Origin of the sequence: Algisphaera agarilytica, from assembly GCF_014207595.1 — a bacterium.
GTDB lineage: Bacteria > Planctomycetota > Phycisphaerae > Phycisphaerales > Phycisphaeraceae > Algisphaera > Algisphaera agarilytica.
The window spans coordinates 320952-342138 of the sequence record NZ_JACHGY010000001.1 but is presented as its reverse complement, the minus strand read 5'-3'; the positions used below and the strand labels follow the sequence as shown (position 1 = coordinate 342138).

At 62.3% G+C, this 21187-nt stretch carries 21 protein-coding genes and 1 other RNA gene; 11 read left to right on the top strand and 11 right to left on the bottom strand.

Annotation, left to right across the window (positions count from 1 at the left end; translation table 11 throughout):
- Positions 1-184 precede the first annotated feature (184 nt).
- The 8 genes from HNQ40_RS01480 to HNQ40_RS01445 all read right to left on the bottom strand — a co-directional run bounded on the left by HNQ40_RS01480 (position 185) and on the right by HNQ40_RS01445 (position 7565).
- Positions 185-724, bottom strand: a complete 540-nt coding sequence (locus HNQ40_RS01480) for a hypothetical protein (protein WP_184675671.1) — start codon at positions 722-724, stop codon at positions 185-187.
- A gap of 102 nt (positions 725-826) precedes the next feature.
- A complete protein-coding gene (locus HNQ40_RS01475; protein WP_184675670.1) occupies positions 827-1705 on the bottom strand; it encodes a type II secretion system protein in 879 nt (292 codons plus the stop codon).
- Positions 1706-2176: 471 nt separating this feature from the next.
- Complete coding sequence (gene trhO, locus HNQ40_RS01470; protein ID WP_184675667.1) at positions 2177-3088, bottom strand: oxygen-dependent tRNA uridine(34) hydroxylase TrhO; 912 nt, start codon at positions 3086-3088, stop codon at positions 2177-2179.
- Between the two features lie 61 nt (positions 3089-3149).
- Complete coding sequence (locus HNQ40_RS01465) at positions 3150-4025, bottom strand: alpha/beta hydrolase (RefSeq protein WP_184675665.1); 876 nt, start codon at positions 4023-4025, stop codon at positions 3150-3152.
- A 54-nt stretch (positions 4026-4079) separates the two neighbouring features.
- Positions 4080-4355, bottom strand: a complete 276-nt coding sequence (locus tag HNQ40_RS01460; RefSeq protein ID WP_184675663.1) for a hypothetical protein — start codon at positions 4353-4355, stop codon at positions 4080-4082.
- A gap of 120 nt (positions 4356-4475) precedes the next feature.
- Complete coding sequence (locus HNQ40_RS01455; protein ID WP_184675661.1) at positions 4476-4967, bottom strand: hypothetical protein; 492 nt, start codon at positions 4965-4967, stop codon at positions 4476-4478.
- 346 nt (positions 4968-5313) lie between these two features.
- Positions 5314-6078: a type II secretion system protein gene (locus HNQ40_RS01450; protein ID WP_221435331.1), complete on the bottom strand. Its 765-nt coding sequence runs from the start codon at positions 6076-6078 to the stop codon at positions 5314-5316.
- A 167-nt stretch (positions 6079-6245) separates the two neighbouring features.
- Positions 6246-7565 carry a PIN/TRAM domain-containing protein gene (locus HNQ40_RS01445; RefSeq protein ID WP_184675657.1) on the bottom strand — a complete coding sequence of 440 codons (1320 nt, stop codon included), beginning with the start codon at positions 7563-7565 and terminating at the stop codon, positions 6246-6248.
- A 288-nt stretch (positions 7566-7853) separates the two neighbouring features.
- Here HNQ40_RS01445 and ffs point away from each other — a divergent pair.
- The 3 genes from ffs to HNQ40_RS01430 all read left to right on the top strand — a co-directional run bounded on the left by ffs (position 7854) and on the right by HNQ40_RS01430 (position 10370).
- Positions 7854-7953, top strand: an RNA gene (gene ffs / locus HNQ40_RS01440) — signal recognition particle sRNA small type.
- 135 nt (positions 7954-8088) lie between these two features.
- Positions 8089-9897, top strand: a complete 1809-nt coding sequence (dnaX, locus tag HNQ40_RS01435) for a DNA polymerase III subunit gamma/tau (RefSeq protein ID WP_184675655.1) — start codon at positions 8089-8091, stop codon at positions 9895-9897.
- A gap of 104 nt (positions 9898-10001) precedes the next feature.
- On the top strand, positions 10002-10370 hold the full coding sequence (locus tag HNQ40_RS01430; protein WP_184675653.1) for a YbaB/EbfC family nucleoid-associated protein: 369 nt from the start codon (positions 10002-10004) through the stop codon (positions 10368-10370).
- A gap of 69 nt (positions 10371-10439) precedes the next feature.
- On the opposite strand, the gene HNQ40_RS01425 is transcribed toward HNQ40_RS01430, so the two are convergent.
- Complete coding sequence (locus HNQ40_RS01425) at positions 10440-10781, bottom strand: hypothetical protein (protein ID WP_184675651.1); 342 nt, start codon at positions 10779-10781, stop codon at positions 10440-10442.
- A 189-nt stretch (positions 10782-10970) separates the two neighbouring features.
- On the opposite strand from HNQ40_RS01425, the gene HNQ40_RS01420 reads away from it, so the two are divergent.
- From HNQ40_RS01420 to HNQ40_RS01390, 7 genes are all read left to right on the top strand, one after another.
- The gene (locus tag HNQ40_RS01420; RefSeq protein WP_184675649.1) at positions 10971-11984 is read left to right on the top strand and encodes a squalene/phytoene synthase family protein; all 1014 of its coding nucleotides are present in this window, start codon (positions 10971-10973) and stop codon (positions 11982-11984) included.
- 70 nt (positions 11985-12054) lie between these two features.
- Positions 12055-13050: a phytoene/squalene synthase family protein gene (locus HNQ40_RS01415; RefSeq protein ID WP_315852757.1), complete on the top strand. Its 996-nt coding sequence runs from the start codon at positions 12055-12057 to the stop codon at positions 13048-13050.
- Between the two features lie 73 nt (positions 13051-13123).
- Positions 13124-14494 carry a hydroxysqualene dehydroxylase HpnE gene (gene hpnE, locus HNQ40_RS01410; protein ID WP_184675645.1) on the top strand — a complete coding sequence of 457 codons (1371 nt, stop codon included), beginning with the start codon at positions 13124-13126 and terminating at the stop codon, positions 14492-14494.
- A gap of 216 nt (positions 14495-14710) precedes the next feature.
- Positions 14711-15721, top strand: coding sequence for an ABC transporter ATP-binding protein (locus tag HNQ40_RS01405; protein ID WP_184675644.1), 1011 nt, complete (start codon positions 14711-14713; stop codon positions 15719-15721).
- Positions 15722-15796: 75 nt separating this feature from the next.
- Positions 15797-16618, top strand: a complete 822-nt coding sequence (locus HNQ40_RS01400; protein ID WP_184675642.1) for an ABC transporter permease — start codon at positions 15797-15799, stop codon at positions 16616-16618.
- A 77-nt stretch (positions 16619-16695) separates the two neighbouring features.
- On the top strand, positions 16696-17484 hold the full coding sequence (locus HNQ40_RS01395) for an ABC transporter permease (protein ID WP_184675640.1): 789 nt from the start codon (positions 16696-16698) through the stop codon (positions 17482-17484).
- A gap of 117 nt (positions 17485-17601) precedes the next feature.
- Positions 17602-18579, top strand: a complete 978-nt coding sequence (locus tag HNQ40_RS01390) for a hypothetical protein (protein ID WP_184675633.1) — start codon at positions 17602-17604, stop codon at positions 18577-18579.
- A 134-nt stretch (positions 18580-18713) separates the two neighbouring features.
- Here the strand turns inward: HNQ40_RS01390 and HNQ40_RS01385 are convergent, their stop codons facing one another.
- A complete protein-coding gene (locus HNQ40_RS01385; RefSeq protein ID WP_184675632.1) occupies positions 18714-18932 on the bottom strand; it encodes a hypothetical protein in 219 nt (72 codons plus the stop codon).
- Between the two features lie 391 nt (positions 18933-19323).
- Between HNQ40_RS01385 and HNQ40_RS18675 the strand changes: the two genes are divergently transcribed.
- Positions 19324-19983: a DUF3800 domain-containing protein gene (locus HNQ40_RS18675; RefSeq protein WP_184675631.1), complete on the top strand. Its 660-nt coding sequence runs from the start codon at positions 19324-19326 to the stop codon at positions 19981-19983.
- Between the two features lie 106 nt (positions 19984-20089).
- Here HNQ40_RS18675 and HNQ40_RS01375 read toward each other — a convergent pair whose 3' ends face one another.
- Positions 20090-21082: an IS1595 family transposase gene (locus HNQ40_RS01375; protein WP_184675630.1), complete on the bottom strand. Its 993-nt coding sequence runs from the start codon at positions 21080-21082 to the stop codon at positions 20090-20092.
- Between the last annotated feature and the right edge of the window lie 105 nt (positions 21083-21187).

The window sequence follows — 21187 nt, the reverse complement described above, 5'->3', positions numbered from 1 at the left end:
TCAGTTCAATGTCTTGAGGGGAGCCGTTCTGTGAACCTGCACGGAGAATGGCATGCGGTAGGGATATATGGCCTATGTTTCTCAATAGCCCGAAATCCAATAAGGTCTAAACGGATGCTTGGATAAATGAAAAGAGCCCCCATGGCGGGGGCTCTTTAAGTATTCACACGTTTGGGTGTATGGTTCAGGGGAGCATGACGAAGACTTGTTCTGGCGTGCAATCCAGTCCCGAAAAATCACTCGCCAGCTTTCGGCCATCGGGACTCAACTCGGAGTACCAAGTCTTGCCTTCCGGCGAAGCATGGACATACGGGGCTTGCCCCATCTGCATGATTTGCTCTGCCGTCGGCTCTTCGGTGTTCGCGACTTCTGCGGCAATCGGCGTCAGACGCCGAACGAAGCCAAGCTTCGCGCCCTTATCTTGGATATCTTGAACAGACTTGAACTTCACTTTGTCGTGGGTCCCGCCGCAACCGAAGATCATGGCTTCGACCACACTGCCTGCGGTTCCCATGCCTTCGTAGTCCCATTCCGCCCCCCCGAGTTCCATGGTGGGCGGGACTAAACCAGCGTCGCCGACATGGAGTTCTTGGGTGGCGAGATCAATGAAGTATCTCGAATCGGGTTGGGAACCGGCTTTACCAAGATTATTAATCAAGAGAATCGCGGCGAGAACCAGAACTGCTGCTGAAACGCTCAGCTTGATAATGTTGTTCTTTTCCATGAATTAACCAAGGTGGGATCCCAGGCCCCGGGAGATTGCCCGCCAGGCCTGTGCAGTTTTAATCTATTGATTGGACAGTTTGGTGTAAATCGAAGATTAGACTTATTGGGTTACATCCCACATGGAGCCATCCAAGTTGCCGGGGAAGGCCAGAGCGTTCTCAAACGTCACGTTCACATCAAGGTTTTCGACGTGGCCGTCACCGAAGAGATAGTTGGGACGGTATTTGGCGCTGGCTCCGGTACCATCGTCGATGCGGTGGTGATCGATGGTGGTCGCGGCAGCACCGGTGGGGTTGTGTGCGTTAGGAATAATGAATCCACCGTTGTGACGTCCGAGCCAGTTGCTGGCTTGCGAGGTGTCGGTGGCCGGCGGGGAGAGCACGCGAGCGTCGGAGAGGATAATCGTGTTGCTGGGTTTGGTGATCTCAATCACACGCTGAGTCGCAGCGATTGAAGCACCTTTTTGCCATGGCCAAGTGGCTCGGTCTTCGCTCATGGTCAAGCCCGGGGCGTAGTTATTCACACCGCCGGCGTTAAGGGCATAGGAGCGAACTTTTTCGATACCCGGGCGAGAAGCTTCATCGAACGGGCAGGTGTAAAGTCCAAATTCGGCGTCAGGGTTACGACGATATTGCAGAATATCGGTCAACGCCCGGCCGTCGTAGCCGCCGCGTCCCAAGCTACCGTCCCAGGACATTTCATCCGCAAAGCCCGCAGAAACCCGGCCGGTACCGTCGGTTGAAATGGACATATAGGGGAAAAAGTCATCGCTGTCGGCTTGGTAGGCGGCAAGCGCCCGGCCGATCTGCTGTTGCTGTGTCGCACATGCGACAATTCGGGCTTGCCGACGTGCCGCACCCAAAGCGGGCAGCAGGATGCCGATCAGCAGAGCAATAATGCTGATGACTACGAGCAGCTCGATGAGCGTAAAGCCTTGGTGATGACGCGAGTGAGTCGATGAAGGGGTATGTGTATGCATGGCGGTACTCGATCACGTTTTGACGCACAGGTTCAGTGAACATGTGGGTCGGAGAAATGGGGAGAAGCAGACCCGAGCGGGAGCTGGCTAACAGAAGAAAAATAAACGAATACGTTGAGTGTCAATTGTCTACAATAATATACCGTGTTTGAAACCAAACGCAAGGCCAAAGGTGCCTGAATCCATCAAATTTGAAATTTTCCGTACAAAAACAACTGTTTAGAGAAGAATGGGGGCTGTCAGATAGGTCTACGAAGACCGTAGGCCTGACTTTCTCGTGGGCTCAGCTAGGGTAAGTTCCAGAGGGGTTTGACCTAAACAAGAGACTGAGAATTCAAGCCTGGATTAAAACCAAATCCAGACTTTAGATCATCATAATGGGGCAAACACGTAATCCAAATACGATTTTGTCATGAATTCTGCATCTCCCAGTCGTCTAACCTGCGGTCTGCGACAGCGGCAGGAACTGGGTCAGCCCGCAGCGATCTGGCTCTGACGCATCGTGAACCGTGCGATCTGTTCGGGGGTGTGTTGGCCGACGCAGCGGGGGCAGGCGATGCCCGGGGTGTAGTCCGGGTGGGCTCGGTCGGCGGGGGTGGTTGGCCAGCCGCAGGCGTAGCAGAGCTCGTGGTCGGTCTCTTCCAGGCCGTGGGTCACCGCGACCCGGCGGTCGAAGACGAAACACGCCCCGTTGAACTTCGACTCGGGTTCCGGCACGGTCTCGAGGTACTTGAGGATCCCGCCACGCAGGTGCACGACGTCCTCGAAGCCCTGGGATTTGAGCAGGGCGGTGGACTTCTCGCAGCGGATGCCGCCGGTGCAGAACATGGCGACCTTCTTGTGCTTCCCGGGATCGAGCTGCTCGGCGACGAACGCGGGGAACTCGCGGAAGGTGTGGGTGTTGGGATTGACCGCGGGGCCGGCGGCGGACTCGAACGTGCCGATCTCGAATTCGTAGTCGTTGCGGGTGTCGATGAGCACGACCTCGGGGTCATCCAAAAGCCGGTTCCACTCGTCGGGGTCGACGTATCGGCCGACGTTCTCCGGGTCGCCGGGGTTCACCTCGGGCACGCCCATGGTCACGATTTCTTTTTTGAGCCGGACGCGTGCCTTGCGGAAGGGCTTGTCCTCGGCGGTCGACCATTTCACATCCAGGTCGGCGAAACGGCCCCCATACTGCGGGTCGGTCTTGAGCGCTTCGACAAACCCACGCAACGCCTCGGGCGGCCCGGCGATCGTGCCGTTGATACCTTCCTCAGCGAGCAGCAGCGTCCCGCAGAGCCCGGCGTCGCGCAGGCGATCCTGCATCGCCGGCTGCATCGACGCGGGGTCGGGCAGGCGGACGAAGCGGTAGAGCGCAGCGACGGCGAATGGTGCGGACATCGAATCAGTTTACCGCGACTCGATCCGGATTCGAAATGCCTCGAGCCGCAGGCGTGGGGGCCTACGGTCGCGGGGACTTGGCGAGCTCGATGATGTACAAGGCCTCGGGGTCGTCGGGGTTGCCGAGGCTGAGCGCGACATCGCGGTGGGATTCCTTGACCGGGAGGAGGGTGGTGTCTTCGTGGCCCGCCTGGCGGAGTGCCTCGAACAGGAACCCGGACTGGTGGTGCGACACCTCGCGGTCGTCGTTGATGATCGACACCCACGTGCCGCAGCCCTCGTCGGGGCTGACGTTCAGTGCGGGGGAAGCGTCGGCCCAGCCTTCGGGGTCGTTGCCAAACGCAGTGGAATACAGCTCGGGGCGGAGGGCGACCTTCTCCGCGATGACGTTGGGGATGTGGTAGCCGGCCCCATCGAGCAGCACGACGCTGCGCAGCCGGGCGGGGCTTTGGTCGTGCTCGGCCAGCCAACGCGCATCGGCGCCGAGGACGGCGGCCAGGTGTGCTCCCGCAGAGTGCCCCATCAGCGTGATGCGCTGCGGGTCGATGTCCAGCTCTTGCGCATGCCGGAACACCCAGTCGACACCGGCGGCGAGATCGCGTGCGTTCTCCGGCCAGGCGACATCGGGGACCAGGCGATAGCCGAGGCTGATGACGTGAATGCCCGACTCGGTAAACGTGTCGGCGAAGCGGGCGGCGGATTGTTTGTCGCCCCGCATCCAGCCGCCGCCGTGGATGAAGATGATCGCGGGTTTGGGTTGATCGGGTGTGACCTGCTCAGAGGCCGGGTAGATGTCGAGCGTCTGCCGGTCGGCGGCGTTCTCGACGTAGGGCTGATTCAACACCGGGGTGGGGTCTGCGGCGGAGGGGGCGGGCCACGAGAGCGCGATCAGCGGGGCGATGGCGAGAGCGATGAGAGATGGCGGTGAAATCTTCATAGCGATGAAACGCGGGTAACGCCTGCCTATTGCGATGGGTCTGGTTGGCGGGGTTTAGCCTCCGGGCGTTCTCGCGCCGCCGCCGAGTTGTCGGAGTTTGCGTTGGCGTTCGATGAACTCGACGCGACGCGCGTGGTTCTCGGCGGCGTCGATCTTCTCCTGCGCCTCTTCGGGAGACAGCCCGGAGACGTCGGGGGCGGCCAACTCCTCGTAGCGTGCCTCGTTCGAGCGGAACCCCGCGTCGTAGAGGGCGGAGCAGCCGATCAGGGTGGCGGCGAGTCCGAGCAGGAGCGGGGGGAAGACGCGGCGGATATGGGAGGCGTGTCGCATGATCGGTTCCGAGTTTGGCTCTGTTTACGCTGATTAACTTTAGGCAACGCGGGGTGGGGACGTAAAAAAGCCCACGCCGGGATGGCGTGGGCTTTCGGATTTGGAGAGCGGTGTTGAGGCTTAGTCTTCAGCGTCTTCGGTACCACGACGGCGACGGGCGGCGAGGGCGGCGAGGCCGATCATGCCGGCCGCGGCGGCGCTGGGGGTGGGCACGGCTTCGCACTTACCACCGCCACGCTTGGGGCGACGGTCCTTCTTGCCGGGCTTGCAGATGTCCTTGGGGGGCAGGCAGAACTTGCCGAACTTCTTGCCGGGCTTGTTGTACTTCTTGTTCTTCTTGGGGCCGTCGTTCTTCTTGGCCTTCTTGGGCGGATCGAACTTCTTGAAGAGCGGCTTCTGGGCTTTCTTGCCGTTGCGGTCTTTGCGGTCCATGCGGTCGCGGTCACCGCCACGGTCGCGGTCACCCGCGAATTGGACGGGGAAGCAGTTGACCTGGTACTTCTTGAGGTTGAAGGATTTGTTGCCACCGAAGGCGGAGCCGGCTTGGGCCGGGGCGGCGGTGAAGGTGACTGCGATGGCAGCGGCGGCGAGCGTGGTAAGGAGTTTCTTCATGATGCTGTTCCTCTTGATCGGTGGGCGATGATAGATGTGCCCGTATGTAGGGATACCCTCCGCCGACGTCGGCGGATCAAGGCGTCTGAGATGCTGAGTGGTGCCTTTGGCGGCGAGTCCACCCCCTTCGTTCGATCGAAAAGTAGCACGGCTCCGAGAGCACGCGAACTCTTCATCCCCAAAACCCACTATTTTTCAGAAGACCGTGGTCAAGTGGCCGTAGTTCAGGCATAACCGTTACAACCCGGCCCCGATCGTGTGGCTCCGAGTCGGTGGAAATAAGAGAAAACCCGCGGTTTTGCCGCGGGTTTAAAACGAAATCTGGATTGATGGTGCTTTGGGCGACTTAGTAATAGTCGTCTTGAGTGGCCCATCCTTCGATGGTGGCCCGGTTGTAGTTCCGGTACCTACCGTTCTCGTCGGTCTTGTGCTCGACGACCTCGGCGTGTCCGTCGACAAAGGACATCGAGCCCTTCAGGTTGGCCTCGTCGTTGTGCCAGTGGTGGTTGGGGTTCGAGGATGCCCGGATGACCGTGGCTTCGCCGATCAGCATCTTCTTCTTGGGGGCCGTGACGCGGGTTGTCCGGTGGCCTTCCAGCGACCAGATGTCGTTGCGTCCCCGGTAGCGGGTGGTGGGGCTGTTGGTGTTGCTGTCCATATAAAGGTAGGACGAGCCGTATAGATCGAAACAGCTCAGGCTGTTGTCGAAGCCTATATCCAACGGGCAGGCGGCGATGTCGGTTTGCTGGTTGACGTAGTCGTAGAGCAGGCGGTCTTCGGGCTCGACGCCACCGATGCCGTTGTTGGTTCCGCGTTTGCCGACGAGGTTCAGCAGGTTCAGGTCGTTGCCGAGGCCCACGGGGAAGTTCTGGGTGTGGTCGTTGGTGTAGAGCAGGGTGGCCTGGCCGATCGAGCGGATGTTCGTCAGGCATTTGACTTCCTGCGCGGCGGTGTTCGCCTTGAGGATGGCGGGGGTGGCGATGGCCACCAGGACGGCGATGATCGCGATGGTCACCAGCAGTTCAATGATGGTAAAACCACGCGGGTGGCGGGAGGGTTCGAGCACAGTTTTCTCCTGAATCAGAATCGGCGTGTACAGGCCGATAGACATCCCCGAGTTCACGCCATCGCATCGACGCCTTGTGGCGGTCGGTGAAGCGTGAGACGGGATAACCTCAAACGGACCCGGTGGCCCGTGTTGGCGGTAACGCCTGTAGGGATCAGTAAACGGCCACGCCTCTGCCACGGAACGTAGCGGAGGCCGAGAGCGGCCGGGGGTTATCCGCGTCGGGGGTTGCGGCGGGTGGATGCGGCCCGGGGGTTGGACTTGGGCGGCGCGGTGGCGGCAGGGGCTGGATGCGTGTGCGATTCGGAAGGAGTCTCCGGGGCGGCGGGTTGAGGCGGCTCCGGGTCGGACTGCGATGCCCCGTCTTCAGGGGTTTCTTCGTCCGGGTCGTCTTCGTGGGCGAACCGTCCGAAGATCATGCGGCCCGCGGAAGTCTGCAGCGTCGAGGTCACAACCACATCGCATTGATGGCCCAGGTGGGTGCGACCGCCCTCGACCACGACCATGGTGCCGTCATCGAGATAGCCCACGCCCTGGGTGCCGGACTCGCCGGGCTTGACGAGTTTTACGTGCAGGTGTTCGCCGGGCAGGACGACCGGGCGCAGCGCCTTGGCCAGGTCGTTGAGGTTGATCACATCCACGCCGCGAAGGGTGGCGATCTTGTTGAGGTTGAAGTCGTTGGTCATCACGCGGGCTTTGAGTTCCTGGCCCAGCGCGATGAGTTTCTGGTCGACGTTGTTGCCCTCGGCGTCTTTCTCTTCGATGTGGACGTCGATGATGGTCGAGCCCTGCAGCTTCTGCAGGATGTCCAGGCCCCGTCGTCCGCGGGAGCGCTTGATCTTGTCCGAAGAGTCGGCGATGAGTTGCAGCTCGTCGAGCACGAACTTGGGCACGATGAGCGAGCCCTGCATCAGTTTGGTGTCGATGATGTCGAGGATCCGGCCGTCGACGATGACCGAGGTGTCCAGCAGCGTCGGCCGGTTGCCGCGGACTTCCTTGGCGAACTCGACGTAGGGGATGACGAAGCGGAAGTCGTTCTTGGTTTGAAGGACCAGCGAGATGGCGACGTAGCAGGTGATCAGGCCGATGATGACCTTGATGCCGCTGAGCAGGTTGCCGAAGGCCTCGACGCGGTCGAGCTGGGCCTGATACTCGGCCACGCGGGCTTCGAACAGGATGACCTCTTCGGAGTTGAGGGCCTGGAACTCGGTTTCGGTGATGGTGGGTTTGACGCCGTCAACCGTGGGTTCGGTGTAGGCGCCGACGAGGTCCACGACGAAGGACAAGGCGTAGGCCACGATGAGGCCCGCGATCAACCCGAGGAACACGCCCGAGACCGAGGACAGTTTTTTGTCCTTGGTGCCGGTGTCCAGCCCGATGACCAGCACGGCCACGGCGATCGCGATCCCGATGATCGCGGCGATTGGCCCGAAGCCCAGCCCGGCCTGGGCCTGAAACTCTTTGCCCACAAAAAGTGAGATCACAGCGGCGACCAGGACAAGAAACGCGCCGCGGAGGATGAACAAAATCATGTCGAGATTCCTGAGAGCGGAGTCGGCGGGGGATGGATGGGGATGCGGCCGACAGATGTATACCTATAGAGCATAAAGCCTTTGCCCGGGGTGTCTAGAGTTGGCTGCGGTCGCGTAGACGGAGGGCGGCTCCGGCGGGTTCAGGCCAGGCCTTGTCGGGGGCCGGGGCGCGTAGTTTGGGGCTTTGGGTAAGAGAGGGTGGCGGGTTTGCCGGGGGGCGTCGGGGCGGTTATTGTTCGTGGCTCGGCTTGAGGTGATCTCGGGCCGTGAACGCCTTGTTGGAGAGGCGGCTGGGCTCGATGCACGGGACGGCTCACGAATCGGGTCAGGCCTTGACCGGAGCAGCCCTAAGTGTCGTCGGCCCGGTGCCGTCGGTGTCCTGGCCGTCTCTCCACGGGGCGTTTGCGGCGAAGCCGCGAAACGCAGTGATGAGTGAACAGTACCCAGTGAACAGTGCTGTACCGTCCTGGCCGGTATCATGCGTTGAACTCATCACTGTTCACTGATCACTCGTCACTGAATCATGGCTTATACGGTTCTAGCCCGACGCTACCGCTCGCAGTCCTTCGGCTCTGTCGTGGGCCAGGAGCCGATCGCGTCGACGCTGATCAACGCGATCAAGTCCGAGCGGGTGGCCCACGCCTACCTGTTCTGCGGCACGCGCGGGGTCGGCAAGACCTCGATGGCGCGGATCTTCGCCCGGGCGCTCAACGCCCCGGCCACGATCGACGACGCCCCCGCGGTCGAGGGCACCGAGTACCCCGAGGACGACGTCCAGCAGCGCATGGCCGAGGCCATCATGAAGGGCGAGGACCTCAACGTCATCGAGATCGACGGGGCGTCCAACAACTCGGTCGACCAAGCCCGCCAACTCATCGCGAATGCCGGGCTCTCGCCCACAGCCAACGCTCTCTACAAGATCTACATCATCGACGAGGTGCACATGCTCTCGGGCGCCGCGTTCAACGCGCTGCTCAAGACAATGGAAGAGCCGCCGTCGCACGTGAAGTTCATCCTGTGCACGACCGAGCCGCACAAGGTGCCGCCGACGATCCAGTCGCGCTGCCAGCGGTTCGACTTCCGCAACATCGCCACGGGCAAGATCGCCGATCACCTGAGCGAGGTGCTCAAGGGCGAGAGCGTCGAGGCCGACAGCGAAGTCGTGTGGCAGGTCGCCCGGCTGGGCAACGGCTCGATGCGGGATGCGCTGTCGCTGATGGATCGCTTGCTGGCGACGGGTGAGTCGCCGCTGACCGCGAAGGTGTTGCAAGACATGCTCGGGCTGCCGGACGCCGAGCTGATCGCGGCGCTGATCGATGCGTTGGCGAATGGAGACGTGAAGGCTTCCCTCACCGCCACGGCCGACCTGCTCGGTCGCGGCATCGGCCAGGACCAACTCGTCGAGGTGCTGATCGAACGGCTACGCCAACTCATGCTCGTCGCGGCGTGCGGCCCCGACAGCGAATTGATCGAGCTGTCCGAGGACGCCAAGCCTCAGGCGGTTGAGCAGTCCCAGCGTTTCGACGCCGCGGGCCTCGTGCACATGATCGCGCTCTGCGAAAACCTGCACCGCCACGCCAAAGCCAGCAGCAACCCCCGGGCTTTGCTCGACGCGACGATCGTGCGTTTGGCGCTCGCCGAGAAGATGGCCGACGTCAGCGCCGTTCTGTCCGGCGGCGTTGCCATCGCCGAAAAAAAAAAGCTAACCGCTAACCCCCAGGCGAAGCCGAGGGCTGCGGAGCGCAGCGACAAAGCCCCGGATACCCCCCGCGCGGGTACGACCCCATCACACGCGACCCCCGCTAAGCCGCAAGCGGCCGCCCCCAACCCCACTGCCCAAACCCCACCGCCCACTGCCCAAGGGGCGATGCCCACCGCCGACGCAAGCAACCCCGCCGCCGTCTGGCAGGCCGTCCTCGACACCGTCGGCCAGTCCAACGCCGCGGCGTGGATGGACCACTTCCGCATCGATTCGATCGACACCTCGTCCAACCCCGCGGTCGCGACGCTGGTGTCGACCATGAGTTTCGCCGGCGGCGCGGCCAACGTGGCAACCGGCCCACGCCTCCAGCGCGTTGCCGACACCATCACCCAGATCATCGGCCGAGCCACCCAGGCCCAACTCGCCGACACCCAGCGCCCCGCCACCGGCGACACATCCCAGAGAGGCGGCCCGCAGCAGGGCGGCGCCCCCGACAACTCGATGCGTGGCAACGCCGTCGATCGACGCGAGGCGCTGAACCTGCCGCTGGTGCGCGACGTCTTCGAAGTCTTCCCCGACGCCTCCCTGATCAACACCCGCAAACAAGACCCGCCCCCTCAAGCCGAGTAACGTAGGGTGGGCACCGCCCACCGCCGATGACAAGTGACGTACGTGGTAGGCAATGCCCACCACACACAAGCCCAAGCCCCCAACACCCAAGCCCCCAATCCGCCATGTTCGACCAAATGAAAAACCTCAAGCAGCTCGCCGGCCTCATGGGCAACGCGGGTGAGATCAAAGCCAAGTTTGAAGCCATGCAGGCCGAGCTCGAGAACAAGACCGCCGAGGCCGACGCCGGGGCGGGTGCGGTGCGGGTGACGGTGAACGGCCACCTGCGCGTCGTCGGCGTCCACATCGACCCCGCCATGACCACCGCGCTGGTCGGCAGCGGCACCGAAGCGGACAAGGGCATGGTCGAGGAACTCATCGCCTCGGCCACCAACGCCGCGATGGCCAAAGCCCAACTCATGATCAAGGACGAAATGGCCTCGGTCACCGGCGGGCTGAACCTGCCGGGCATGGATCAGCTCATGGGCGGCTGACCCGCCCAAAAAATAACGGCGGCCGTGGAGCCGCCGTCGTTGCATCTAGATGAAGCGTCCGGGAGTGTCTTACGCCGTGGCGGCGAGCGTGCTGTCGGCGTTGGGGTAACCCGGCACGCGGGTGGCGCTGAGACCGGCGGTGCCGCAGTTCAGCACCGAGCCGGCCTCGATGGTGTAGTAACGCACCGGGCCGATCACGCTGTTCTCGGGGATGTCGAGGTGCCACGTGCCCACCCCGTCGTCGGCGGCGTTCATCGGCGCCCACGAGCTAATCCCCGCCTCGTCCTCGGTCACGAGCATGACCTGCTCGGCCTTGGGGCATTGGACCGAGAAACGCCAGGAGGCGCGTTCACGGGATAACGGGCGTAGCGACGCCGTCGCGGGGGAAAAGGGGGGGCTGATCGATTTCATGCTCTTGACTTTCTCTCGGGTGGAAGCGGCAGGTCCTGCCGACCCAAGCGGTCAGTATTCTCCAGATTTCCGGGCCCTTCACCATCGGCATGTTCCCTAGGTGGATTCATCATCAAACCCTCACATCCGCCTGTTATCGGCCGGGCCCCCGCTATCAGGGTGGATATGATGGGTCGGACCGTCTTTACCATGCCACGCCCGATCATCCAGGAACTCGAGACCTACGGCCCGGACCGCAGCGACGCCCTCTCGCCGGCCCAGGCCCGCGAGTACACCCAGGCCATGACACGGGCCAACCACGAGAATTTCTCCGTCGCCAGCCGATTTCTGCCCCGCGAGCTGCGAGACGATTTTCACGCGGTCTACGCCTTCTGCCGCTGGGCGGACGACTTGGGCGATGAGCGGGCCGAGGGCGACGACCCTTCGCGCGGCATCGAGCTACTCGAGTGGTGGTCCGACGAGCTGGAGCGCTGTTACCGGGGCGAGCCACGCCACCCGGTGTTCGTTGCGCTGCACGAAACGATCCAGAAGCACGACCTGCCCCAGCAACCCTTCGCGGACCTGATCTCCGCGTTCACGCAGGACCAGTACCAGAAACGCTACGAGACCTGGGACCAGGTGCTGGACTACTGCACGCGCAGCGCGAACCCCGTCGGCCGACTGGTGCTTCGGCTGTACGGCACGCACGACGACGAAGCGGACCAACTCGCCGACGCGACGTGCACCGCCTTGCAGCTGGCCAACTTCTGGCAGGACGTTCGGCGCGACATCCTCGAACGCGACCGGGTCTACATCCCGGCGGACCTCGCGACGGTCCACGGCCTGGAACTCGAAGCGATGGTCCGACTCACCCGCCTCGACGAAGCGGTGCGCTGCGCCGCGTGCGGGACCGCTGCCCTCGCCAACTCGGGCCTGGGCAAGGCCTCGGGCGGGTTGGGCGAATTGATGCCGGCGTATCGCGCCACGCTGCACGCGTTGGTGCAGAAGACCTGGCCGTTGTTTGAGGAAGGGAGGCAGCTCTGGCCGGTGGTGGGGCCGCGGGTCCGCAGCGACCTGAAGCTCTACACGCTGGGCGGGGAGACGGTGCTGCGGAAGATCGAACGGCTGCGCTACGACACGTGGACCCAGCGGCCGGTGATCGGCAACCTGACCAAGGCGAAGTTGATGTTGCGTGTGCTGGCGGGACGCGTGTTCGGCGGGTAGCGGAGGTGAGATCCGTAGGTCAGGCATGCCTGCCTGACGCGGTGCTTCTGTTTCCCGATGTCAGGCAAGCATGCCTGACCTACGAGTGCTGGCGGGCGCGTTGTTGGGGCGTGAAACCGGGTACGCTGTAACGGCCTGCGGATCGGAATGTCGGCCGGTAGTGTTCGGCCTAGACTTCACCGGTGTGATTATGACTGTCTCCTCCGAAGTGGTTGCCTCCTATGAACATTGCCGGGCCGTGGCGCGGCGGGCCGCCGGGAATTTTTACCGCGGCATGAGTCTGACGCCCGAGCCCAAACGCTCGGCGATCTATGCGGTTTATGCGTGGATGCGGGCGGCCGACGACCTGGCCGACGACTGTGAGCCGGGGGACGATTCGGCGGATCAACTCACTGTGTTCCACGAAGAGACCGCTGCGGCGATGGACCCCGCCCAGCCGTTGCCGGCGGGCCCGATCTGGCCGGCGTTCCGCGACACGGTGGAGACGTATGCCCTGCCGGGTGAGCACCTCTACACCATGCTTGACGGGCAGCGGAGCGACCTGCAGCCGGTGTCGTGCCAGACGTTTGAGGATTTGTATCGCTACTGCTACCGCGTGGCGTCGACGGTGGGGTTGACCTGCGTGAAGGTGTGGGGCGACGACGGCGATCCGGCGGTCGCGAAGCTGGCGGAGTACCGCGGCGTGGCCTTGCAACTGACCAACGTGCTGCGTGACCTGGCGGAGGATGCCGAGCGCGGCCGGTGCTACCTGCCCGTGGAAGACCTCACGCGGTTCGGCGTGACCCCGGAGCAGATCCGCCTGGGCGAGGGCGGCCAATCGTTTACCCGGCTGATGCAGTTCCAACTCGAGCGGGCCCGGAGCTACTACGAGATGTCAGCCACGCTCGAGCGCCACCTCGAGCCTGACTGCCGATCGACGTGTTGGGCGATCATGCGGACCTACCGCGTGCTGCTGGACCGCATCGCCGAGAACCCCGAGAAGGTGCTGCACAAACGCGTGAGCCTGCCGCTGCACACGAAGCTCGCGGTGGTGGCGGGGGCGAAGCTCAAGCGTTCGTGGGGGTGAAAAAACAACTTCGGATTTCGGATTTATGATTTCGGATATCGCAATGCGAGCATCCGCGGAGACTTGGCCTCAAATGACAACCCCGCCATCCGAAATCCCCAATCCGAAATCCGCCGTCGTCCTCGGCGGAGGGGTCGCGGGGATCGCGGCGGCGGTGCGCTTGGCCGAGGCGGGGGTGCGGGTGACGCTGGTGGAGATGCGGCCGCGCCTGGGCGGGCGGGCGACGAGCATCCCCGATCCGTCGTCGGGGCAGATGCTGGACAACTGCCAACACGTGGTGATGCGCTGCTGTACCGCGTTGCTGGAGCTCTATGAAACGCTGGGCGTGGCCGAGCGGATGGTTTGGCATCGCAAGTTCGACTTTGTGCACGCCAACGGCACGCGTGCGTCGCTGCAAGCGACCCGGCTGCCCGCGCCGACGCACTTCGCATTGCCGTTCCTCACACTGAAAGGGCTGTCCTTGCGCGACAAGTTCGGCATCGCCCGGGCGATGCACGAGGTGTTTTGGTCGCCGCCCAAACCCGAGGACCGCGATCGGGTGAACGCCGAGAGCTTTGCGGATTGGTTGACGAAACGTAAACAGACTGCGCGTGCGATCGAGCGATTCTGGGAGCCGGTGGTGGTGGGGGCGTGCAACGAAACGCTGGATCGTGTCGCGGCGGGTTATGCGCTGCAGGTGTTCCGCGAGGGCTTCCTCGAAACGAACTCCGGCTACGAGATGGGGCTGAGTGACGTGCCGTTGGTCGGGCTGTACGACCCGGCCGAGACGATCATCTCGAAGCACGGCGGCACGGTGTTGCAGGCATCGGCCAAGTCGTTGGACTACGACGCGGTATCGCAAACGGTACGGGGCGTGGTGCTCAACGACGGGACTCGGCTCGAGGCAGATACCTATGTCTCGGCGTTGCCGTTTGACGTGCTGGATCGTGTGGTGGGCGAGGCGATGAAGACGGACGATCCGCGACTGCAACGGTTGGGTGAGTTGGAAGTCAGCCCGATTGTGGGGTTGCATCTGTGGGTGCGTTCGCCCGGCGGTGGGCCGACGATGACGCTGCCACATATCGCGCTGACGGGTTCGCCGTTGCACTGGGTCTTCGACCAGGGCACCGACGATGGAGGCGTGCAGCACCTGCACGGCGTGGTCAGTGCGGCACACGATCTGGTCGACCAACCCAACGCAGAGATTCTCGACGTGGCGATGAAAGAACTGCACCGGCTTGTGCCGGGCTGTGCGGAGGCGGAGTTGGTGGAAGGGCGGGTGATCAAGGAACGCCGGGCGACGTTTTCGTGCGTGCCGGGGGTGGATGCGCTGCGCCCGGAGACGAGCGGCCCGATAGCGAATCTGCTGTTGGCGGGCGACTGGTGCGCAACGGGTTGGCCCGCCACGATGGAAGGCGCTGCCCGCAGCGGGTTCGCCGCGGCCCGTGCGGTGAAATCTCCATAACCCATCGGTTGCGCAACGGCTGATGATGTCTTCACTCCTCCCCCTTGAGGGGGAGGCCGGGTGGGGGTGCCGAGTTTCCGTTGACGTTCGATGACTCGGCACCCTCCCCTAGCCCCTCCCTCAAGGGAGGGGGATAAATTCCGTGGCGCTCAATCGAAATCTCAATAATCTGTAACGAGCTGTCGGCGGGCGATTCATCCTGAGTACAATCCCGCCATGCCCATCGTTTCTGTGCAGCAACTCAGCAAGACCTACCGCGTCGCGGACAAGCAGCCGGGCTTCGTGGGCACCGTCAAACACTTCGTCAAACGCAAGCACCGCGACATCGAAGCGGTGCGCGACATCTCGTTCGACATCCAGCCGGGCGAGATCGTCGGGTTCCTCGGCCCCAACGGCGCGGGCAAGACCACCGCGATCAAGATGCTGACCGGGCTGATCCACCCCTCGGCGGGCCAGGTGCGCGTGCTCGACCACGAGCCGTTCAAACGCCGGGCGGACTTCCTCCGGCAGATCACGCTGGTGATGGGCAACAAGCAACAACTGCTCTGGGACCTGCCCGCGATGGATTCGCTACGCGTGAACGCCGCGGTGTACGCGATCCCCGAAGACGAAGCGGATCGGCGGATCAAGGCGTTTGCCTCGCTGCTCGAGCTCGACAAAGAACTCACCCAGCCGGTGCGGAAGCTGTCGCTGGGCCAGCGGATGAAGTGCGAACTCGTCGCGGCGTTGCTGCACCACCCCAAGGTGTTGTTTCTGGACGAGCCGACGCTCGGGCTGGATGTGAACGCGCAGACCGCGGTGCGTGAGTTTTTGCAGCAGTACAACGCCGAGCACGGCGCGAGCATTTTGCTCACCAGCCACTACATGGCCGACATCACCGCGCTGTGTGAACGTGTCGTGGTGATCGACAAAGGCACGATCCTCTACGACGGCACGCTCGACGGCGTGATCCAACGCTTCGCGCCGCTGCGCGAGGTCCGGCTGGACCTCGGCGCGCCCGTCGCTGATGACGTGCTGTCTGCCTACGGCGAGATCGAATCCAACGACGGCAACCAGGTCCGCCTGCTCGTGCAACGCGAGGTATTGACCGACACCGTGACGCGGCTGCTGGGCGAGTTGGAGGTTGCCGACCTGACGATTGCCGACCCGCCGATCGAGGATGTGATTGCGCGGCTGTTTGATTCGGGGAAAACGACGCCCGAGGCGACCGACGCTGCGGTGACCTGAATTTCGCGCGGCAGAGCCGCGACGCTTCGTCCCAACTCCCAACTCCAAACCCCTAACTCCCAACTCCTTCCCCTCATGTCCGCCTACACCGCCCGCACCCTCCGCACCTTTTTGACCACCTGGTACGCGTTCATGTGCCAGTACCGGGCGGAGATTTTTCTGTGGGCGATCGCGACGTCGCTGCCGCTGATCATGATGGGCGTGTGGGTCGAAGCGGGGAACAGCGGCCAGTTCCCGGGGTTCACCGCGGTGGACGCGGCGCGGTACTTCATCGCGGTCTTTGCGATCCGCCAGCTCACGATTGTGTGGGTGATCTACGAGTTTGAGTATCACGTGGTGAGCGGCAAGCTTTCGCCGTTGCTGCTGCACCCGATCGATCCGATGGTGCGGTACATCACGGAGTTGTTGGGTGAGCAGATGGCGCGTTGGCCGTTCGGGGTGTTGCTGGTGGGCTTGTGCTTCTTCATCCAGCCGCAGGCGCTGTGGGGCAGCGAGGAAGACCCGGGCATGTGGTTGCCCGCGTGGTGGCGGGTGATCCTGGCGGTCGTGGCGTGTTACGCGGCGTTCTTGCTGCGGTTTCTGCTTCAGTACACGATCGCGCTCCTGGCGTTTTGGTTGGAGCGGGTCAGCGCGATCGATTCGTTGACGATGATCCCGTACACGTTTTTGTCGGGGCTGGTGGTGCCGTTGCAGGTGATGCCGGACGCGGCGCGGGAGGCGGTGCTCTGGACGCCATTCCCGTACATGGTCTGGCTGCCCGCCACGCTGATCGCCGGGGGCGAGGTGGATCTGGTGCGCGGCTTCGCGACGCTGGCGGGGTGGATCGTGGTGCTGTGGCTCATCAACCGCTGGCTGTGGCGCAAGGGTCTGAAACACTACTCGGCGATGGGAGCGTAGGCATTTGGCGATTGGGTGATTTCGTGATTTTGCGATTTCAATTCAATCACTAAATCGCCAAATCACAAAATCACCAAATGAAACGCTACGCCCAAACTCTCCGCCTCTTCTGGACCACCTCGGTCTCCGCCGAGATGGAGTACCGCGCCAACTTCGTGCTCACCGCGATCCAGAGCTCGCTCGGCCTGGCGGGCGCGGTCTTCGTGCTCTGGTCGCTCTTTCGCACCGGCTACCAACTCGGCGGGTGGACCTGGCCCGAGGCGCTGCTCGTCGTCGCGGCCTACACGCTGCTCGACGGCTTGCAAAACACCCTGCTCGCGCCCAACCGCCAACAGGTCGGCGAGATGGTCCGCGAAGGCACGCTCGACTTCGTCCTGCTCAAACCCATCGACACGCAGTTCTGGCTGTCGGTCCGCCACGTGAAGATCTGGGGCGTGCCCAACCTGGTGCTGGGCGTGGCGCTGGCGGTGTTCGCCTGGTCGCAGCTCGACCCGTCGGTCGGCTTCCTCGGCCTCCTGCGTTTCATCCCCCCGATGCTCATCGGCTTCGTGATCGTCTACGCCCTGGGCTACCTGCTCTCGACGCTGACGATCTGGTTCGTGAAGCTCAACAACATCACGATCGCGATGCAGTCGCTGCTCGAAGCGGGGCGGTACCCCGTGACCGCCTACCCCCACGCCTACCGCATCTTCTTCACGTTCATCCTGCCCGTCGCCTTCATGACCACCGTGCCCGCGCAACTCGTCACCGGCGACGCGGGCTCGACCGCCTTGCTTGCTGCGCTCGGCGTCGCGGTGGGCCTGCTGCTCCTGTCCCGGTGGTTCTGGCGCTTCGCCCTGCGCCACTACACCAGCGCCAGCAGCTGACACGCACGCCATTCCCAGCTACGCCGACGCTGAGCGAGTCTGCGAGCAAAGCGTCTGGTATCCCTACCAACCCACACCAACCCTTGACGCCCACCCCCCGATCCCGAAGATAAACCCATGGGCATTGCTTTCGGGTTATTCGCGTTGATCCCCTGCATGTTGCTGGTCGCCTCGATCGTCGGGCTGATCTGGATCTGGGTGCGTGTCGGCCTCGACCGACGAGATATCAAGGCCAAGGGTGACGCCCTGGCTCAGTGCGGAGCCTGCGGCTACCCCACGCGGGGGGCGGTCAACCTCGAATGCTCCGAGTGCGGGGCCGACCTCCGCGAGGTGGGGATCGTCACCCCGTCCCAACGCCGACGCCCCCTCGGCCCGGTGGGCTTCATCCTCTTCTGGACCCTCTGCTACCCCGTGCCCGCGCTGACCTTGGCCGTCGTGATGATCTCCATCGGCCCCAAGCACCAAGACATGGTCGAAAACGTGACGCTCAACCCCGTGCAGTCCGGGGAGTACGTATCGATCGATCTCAACGACCACTCCGCCATCGGGGCATGGGCGTACTGGTTCATCCCCGCCGGGAGTGCGCCGTCCCTGGATGTGTTGGACATCAGCCTGCAGGGACAGAACAACAACTACGCCTGGCTCGAGGTCGATGCGGTCAACATGACCTACGACCCGTCCTACGTCAGCTTCACGCCCCCGGTGCCCGCGACCTCGCCGTCCAACCCCGGCCAGCCCGCGACCGCGGTGTTGGATCAGTCGGTGCTGCTGGCGTGGATGAAGTCCGGCGGGGTGGACGTCACCAAGCCCGAAGTCATCGCCGAGGCCGACGAACTGCTCCAGATCATCCAGGCTCAACCCACGCAGGGGCTGACCAACCTCACGCCGATCCAATTCTCGGTCGCCAACCAATTCAGCTACTCCAGCGATATGCCCAAGGGCTGGTGGATCGTCACGGTGCTCCTGGCGTTGCCCGTGTTCTGGGGGCTGGGCATCGTCCTCTACTTCCTGGTCCGTCGTCGCCCCGACCACCTCCCGCCCCCACCCACACAAGACAAGCTCGGCCCCGCGCGGTTCGCCCCACCAACCAACTGACCCCACCTCCACCCTACGCCGACGCTGAGCCCCTTCCGGGGGCGAAGCGTCTGGTATCGCCCCCTCCCCAAAAAAATAGGCCCACGCGTTCCCGCGTGGGCCCAGTGCTCTATGAGTCTTATCCGCCGCGCCGATTACTCGGTGGCGTCTTTCAGCGCATCAGCCGCATCTTCCGCAGCCTTCTCGCCTTCCTTCGCCGCGTCTTCCGCCGCGTCCTTGGCGTCGCTCGCTGCGCTTTCGATCGCGGCTCCGGTGTCCGAGCTTTCTTCCGCGCAACCCGTGACCAGACCCGCGCCCATCACCAGGCCGCACACCAGGAAGGCCGAGGCCAACAACTTCATCATCGATTCCATCTGTACTTTCCTTTCCAATCACGGGCCAACCCCTCAGGGGCACCCCGCAGGCTCACATGTTCCAGCCCCAGCAACAACGCCCGGGCCATGACACCAGCATAACGCCACCCTCGCATAAACCCCGCAACAAACCGGGCGTTATGTCCCATTTCCGCAGCACAAGTCAAACCCCTCGCCCCGTTTAGCAGATGCCCTCAGATCCCTCATTGCCTCGAATTGCCTTGGGGGGGTGTCGGGGCAAAGCCCTGACCGCCCGCCGCGTAGGCGCTCCGAAACCCCATTTCCAAACCTACAAACACCTATCCGAACAAAATACGATAAAAATGGCAAGTATGTACTTGAGTAAAATTAGATTGCGGTATATCGGGTGCCCATCCGCTATTCTGAACGAATGTCTACTCCGTGGGATATCTACATCGATGAAAGAAAGGTAAAGGGGGACAGGGCGCTTGGCTTCCTAGTGGTTCCAAATACCGCTTCCTTTCTGCACAAGCTGCACTTATGCAGAAATATAGCTGGAGCCTTTCGTCCTCACGAGGTTCACTGGTCGAACATCAGGGGCGATTGTCGGGAGTTGGCCGAGAAGTGGATTTATCGAACTTTCCAGCATCGGGGAACCAAGTTTTTTGTGGAACGGTGGGAAGATTCAAGAACTAAGGAATACGAGATCCTGTCATTCCTTGATGAGTTCGTGAGAAATAAGCAGCTTAGTAAGCCGTATGACGTTGTCGCTTTCTTAGATTTTGATAACGAACACAGTCGTAGCGACATCCAAAATTCGATTCAGAGAACATCGGGCATACGTCGCTGCTACCACCTTGACAGCCGAAACAACGACTGCCTCCAGTGTTGCGACCTTTTACTTAACGCGACAATCAGACTGAGAGATGACCCGTTCGCCAGGCAGAAGTACCCTGAGCTTGAGTCACAAGTGAAGTCTGGAAAGAGGCTTAAGAGTACGGAAAATAAAACCTACCTAGCCGGATATCTCGCCCAGCATCTTGACGCGGACGGATCGTGCGTCTACGATAGAACACAGAAAATAGATTGATGCGATCTATTTGACGATATAAAAACAGATAACGCCTTCTAAGGCGTGAGTCTATTGCAGGCGACTTCGAGAGATCGAGTCGCCTACTTTTTTGTAGTGGCCCACCTTAAATTGGATCGCAGTACATAAGCCGCTTGCCCTCGCCCCCTGCGATCGCCGCAAGCGTTCGCTGGCCGTCTTCTAGCTTTCGGTGGTTGTACCGAAACTCTAACTCATCAACGTAGCGCTGCAGGTGCGCCCGACTGACGTTATGGAACGTGCCGTAAACGCCACGCTTTAGAAGGCTCCAGAAGCCCTCGATAGTGTTAGTGGTTACATCGCCCCGAACGTACTCGCCCCGACCGTGGGTAACCGTCTCGTGGCCCGCATACGCCTTGCCGATGGTGCGGTAGGCCATCGCCTCATCGGTCATCAGCTTGGCCGATTTGTCGATCAATTCATCGCACGCGGCCTTGAGGTTGTGGGCTTTTACGTCGGGCAATACGCGGGCGCGAACCTCGCCAGTCTCGCGGGACACCACGCCAAACACGGGTGTCTTGCGATCTTTCATTGTCTGCGCATTGCTGGGCTCTTGGCCGGGCTTGCCGAATGGTTTTTGAGGCGTGCGTTTACGGGGTTTACCGCCGACAAATGTTTCGTCAGCTTCAACGGTGCCGGTAAGTTTGGGGCCACCATCGGTTGGGGCCATCGCAAAGCGGATGCGGTGCATCAGGAACAACGCGCTCTTATACGACAGGCCGGTGTGACGCTTGATCTCAAGAGCGCTAACGCCTTTCTTCGACGTAGCGGCCCGCCAAAAGCCATACGCCCAATTGTGGGCGGGGATACGGCTGTCTTCCATAACGGTGCCGGTGCGCCATGTGTACTGCTTCCCGCAACCACGGCACCGCCAACGGCAGTTCTTTTGGCGATTGCCATCGCGGTCTTTCATTTGGTAGACATCGGTGTCGCCACACTCGGGGCAGCATGGTGTATCGCCCCAGCGTTGTTTCTCGAAGAACTCAATGGCCGATCGCTCATCAGCGCAAGCCATTGGAAGCTTGGCGACCAGCTCGCTTTTGTCTTGTCCGACCTTGGTTTTGCTTCCCTTGTTGTTCATTGCATCATTTTACTTGAGTAAATATTTACGTCAAGTATAAAGAAATAAATTGCCGCAAATTCTTACTCGCGCGCGCGATACATTGCTTTGGATTTGGTGCTTGCA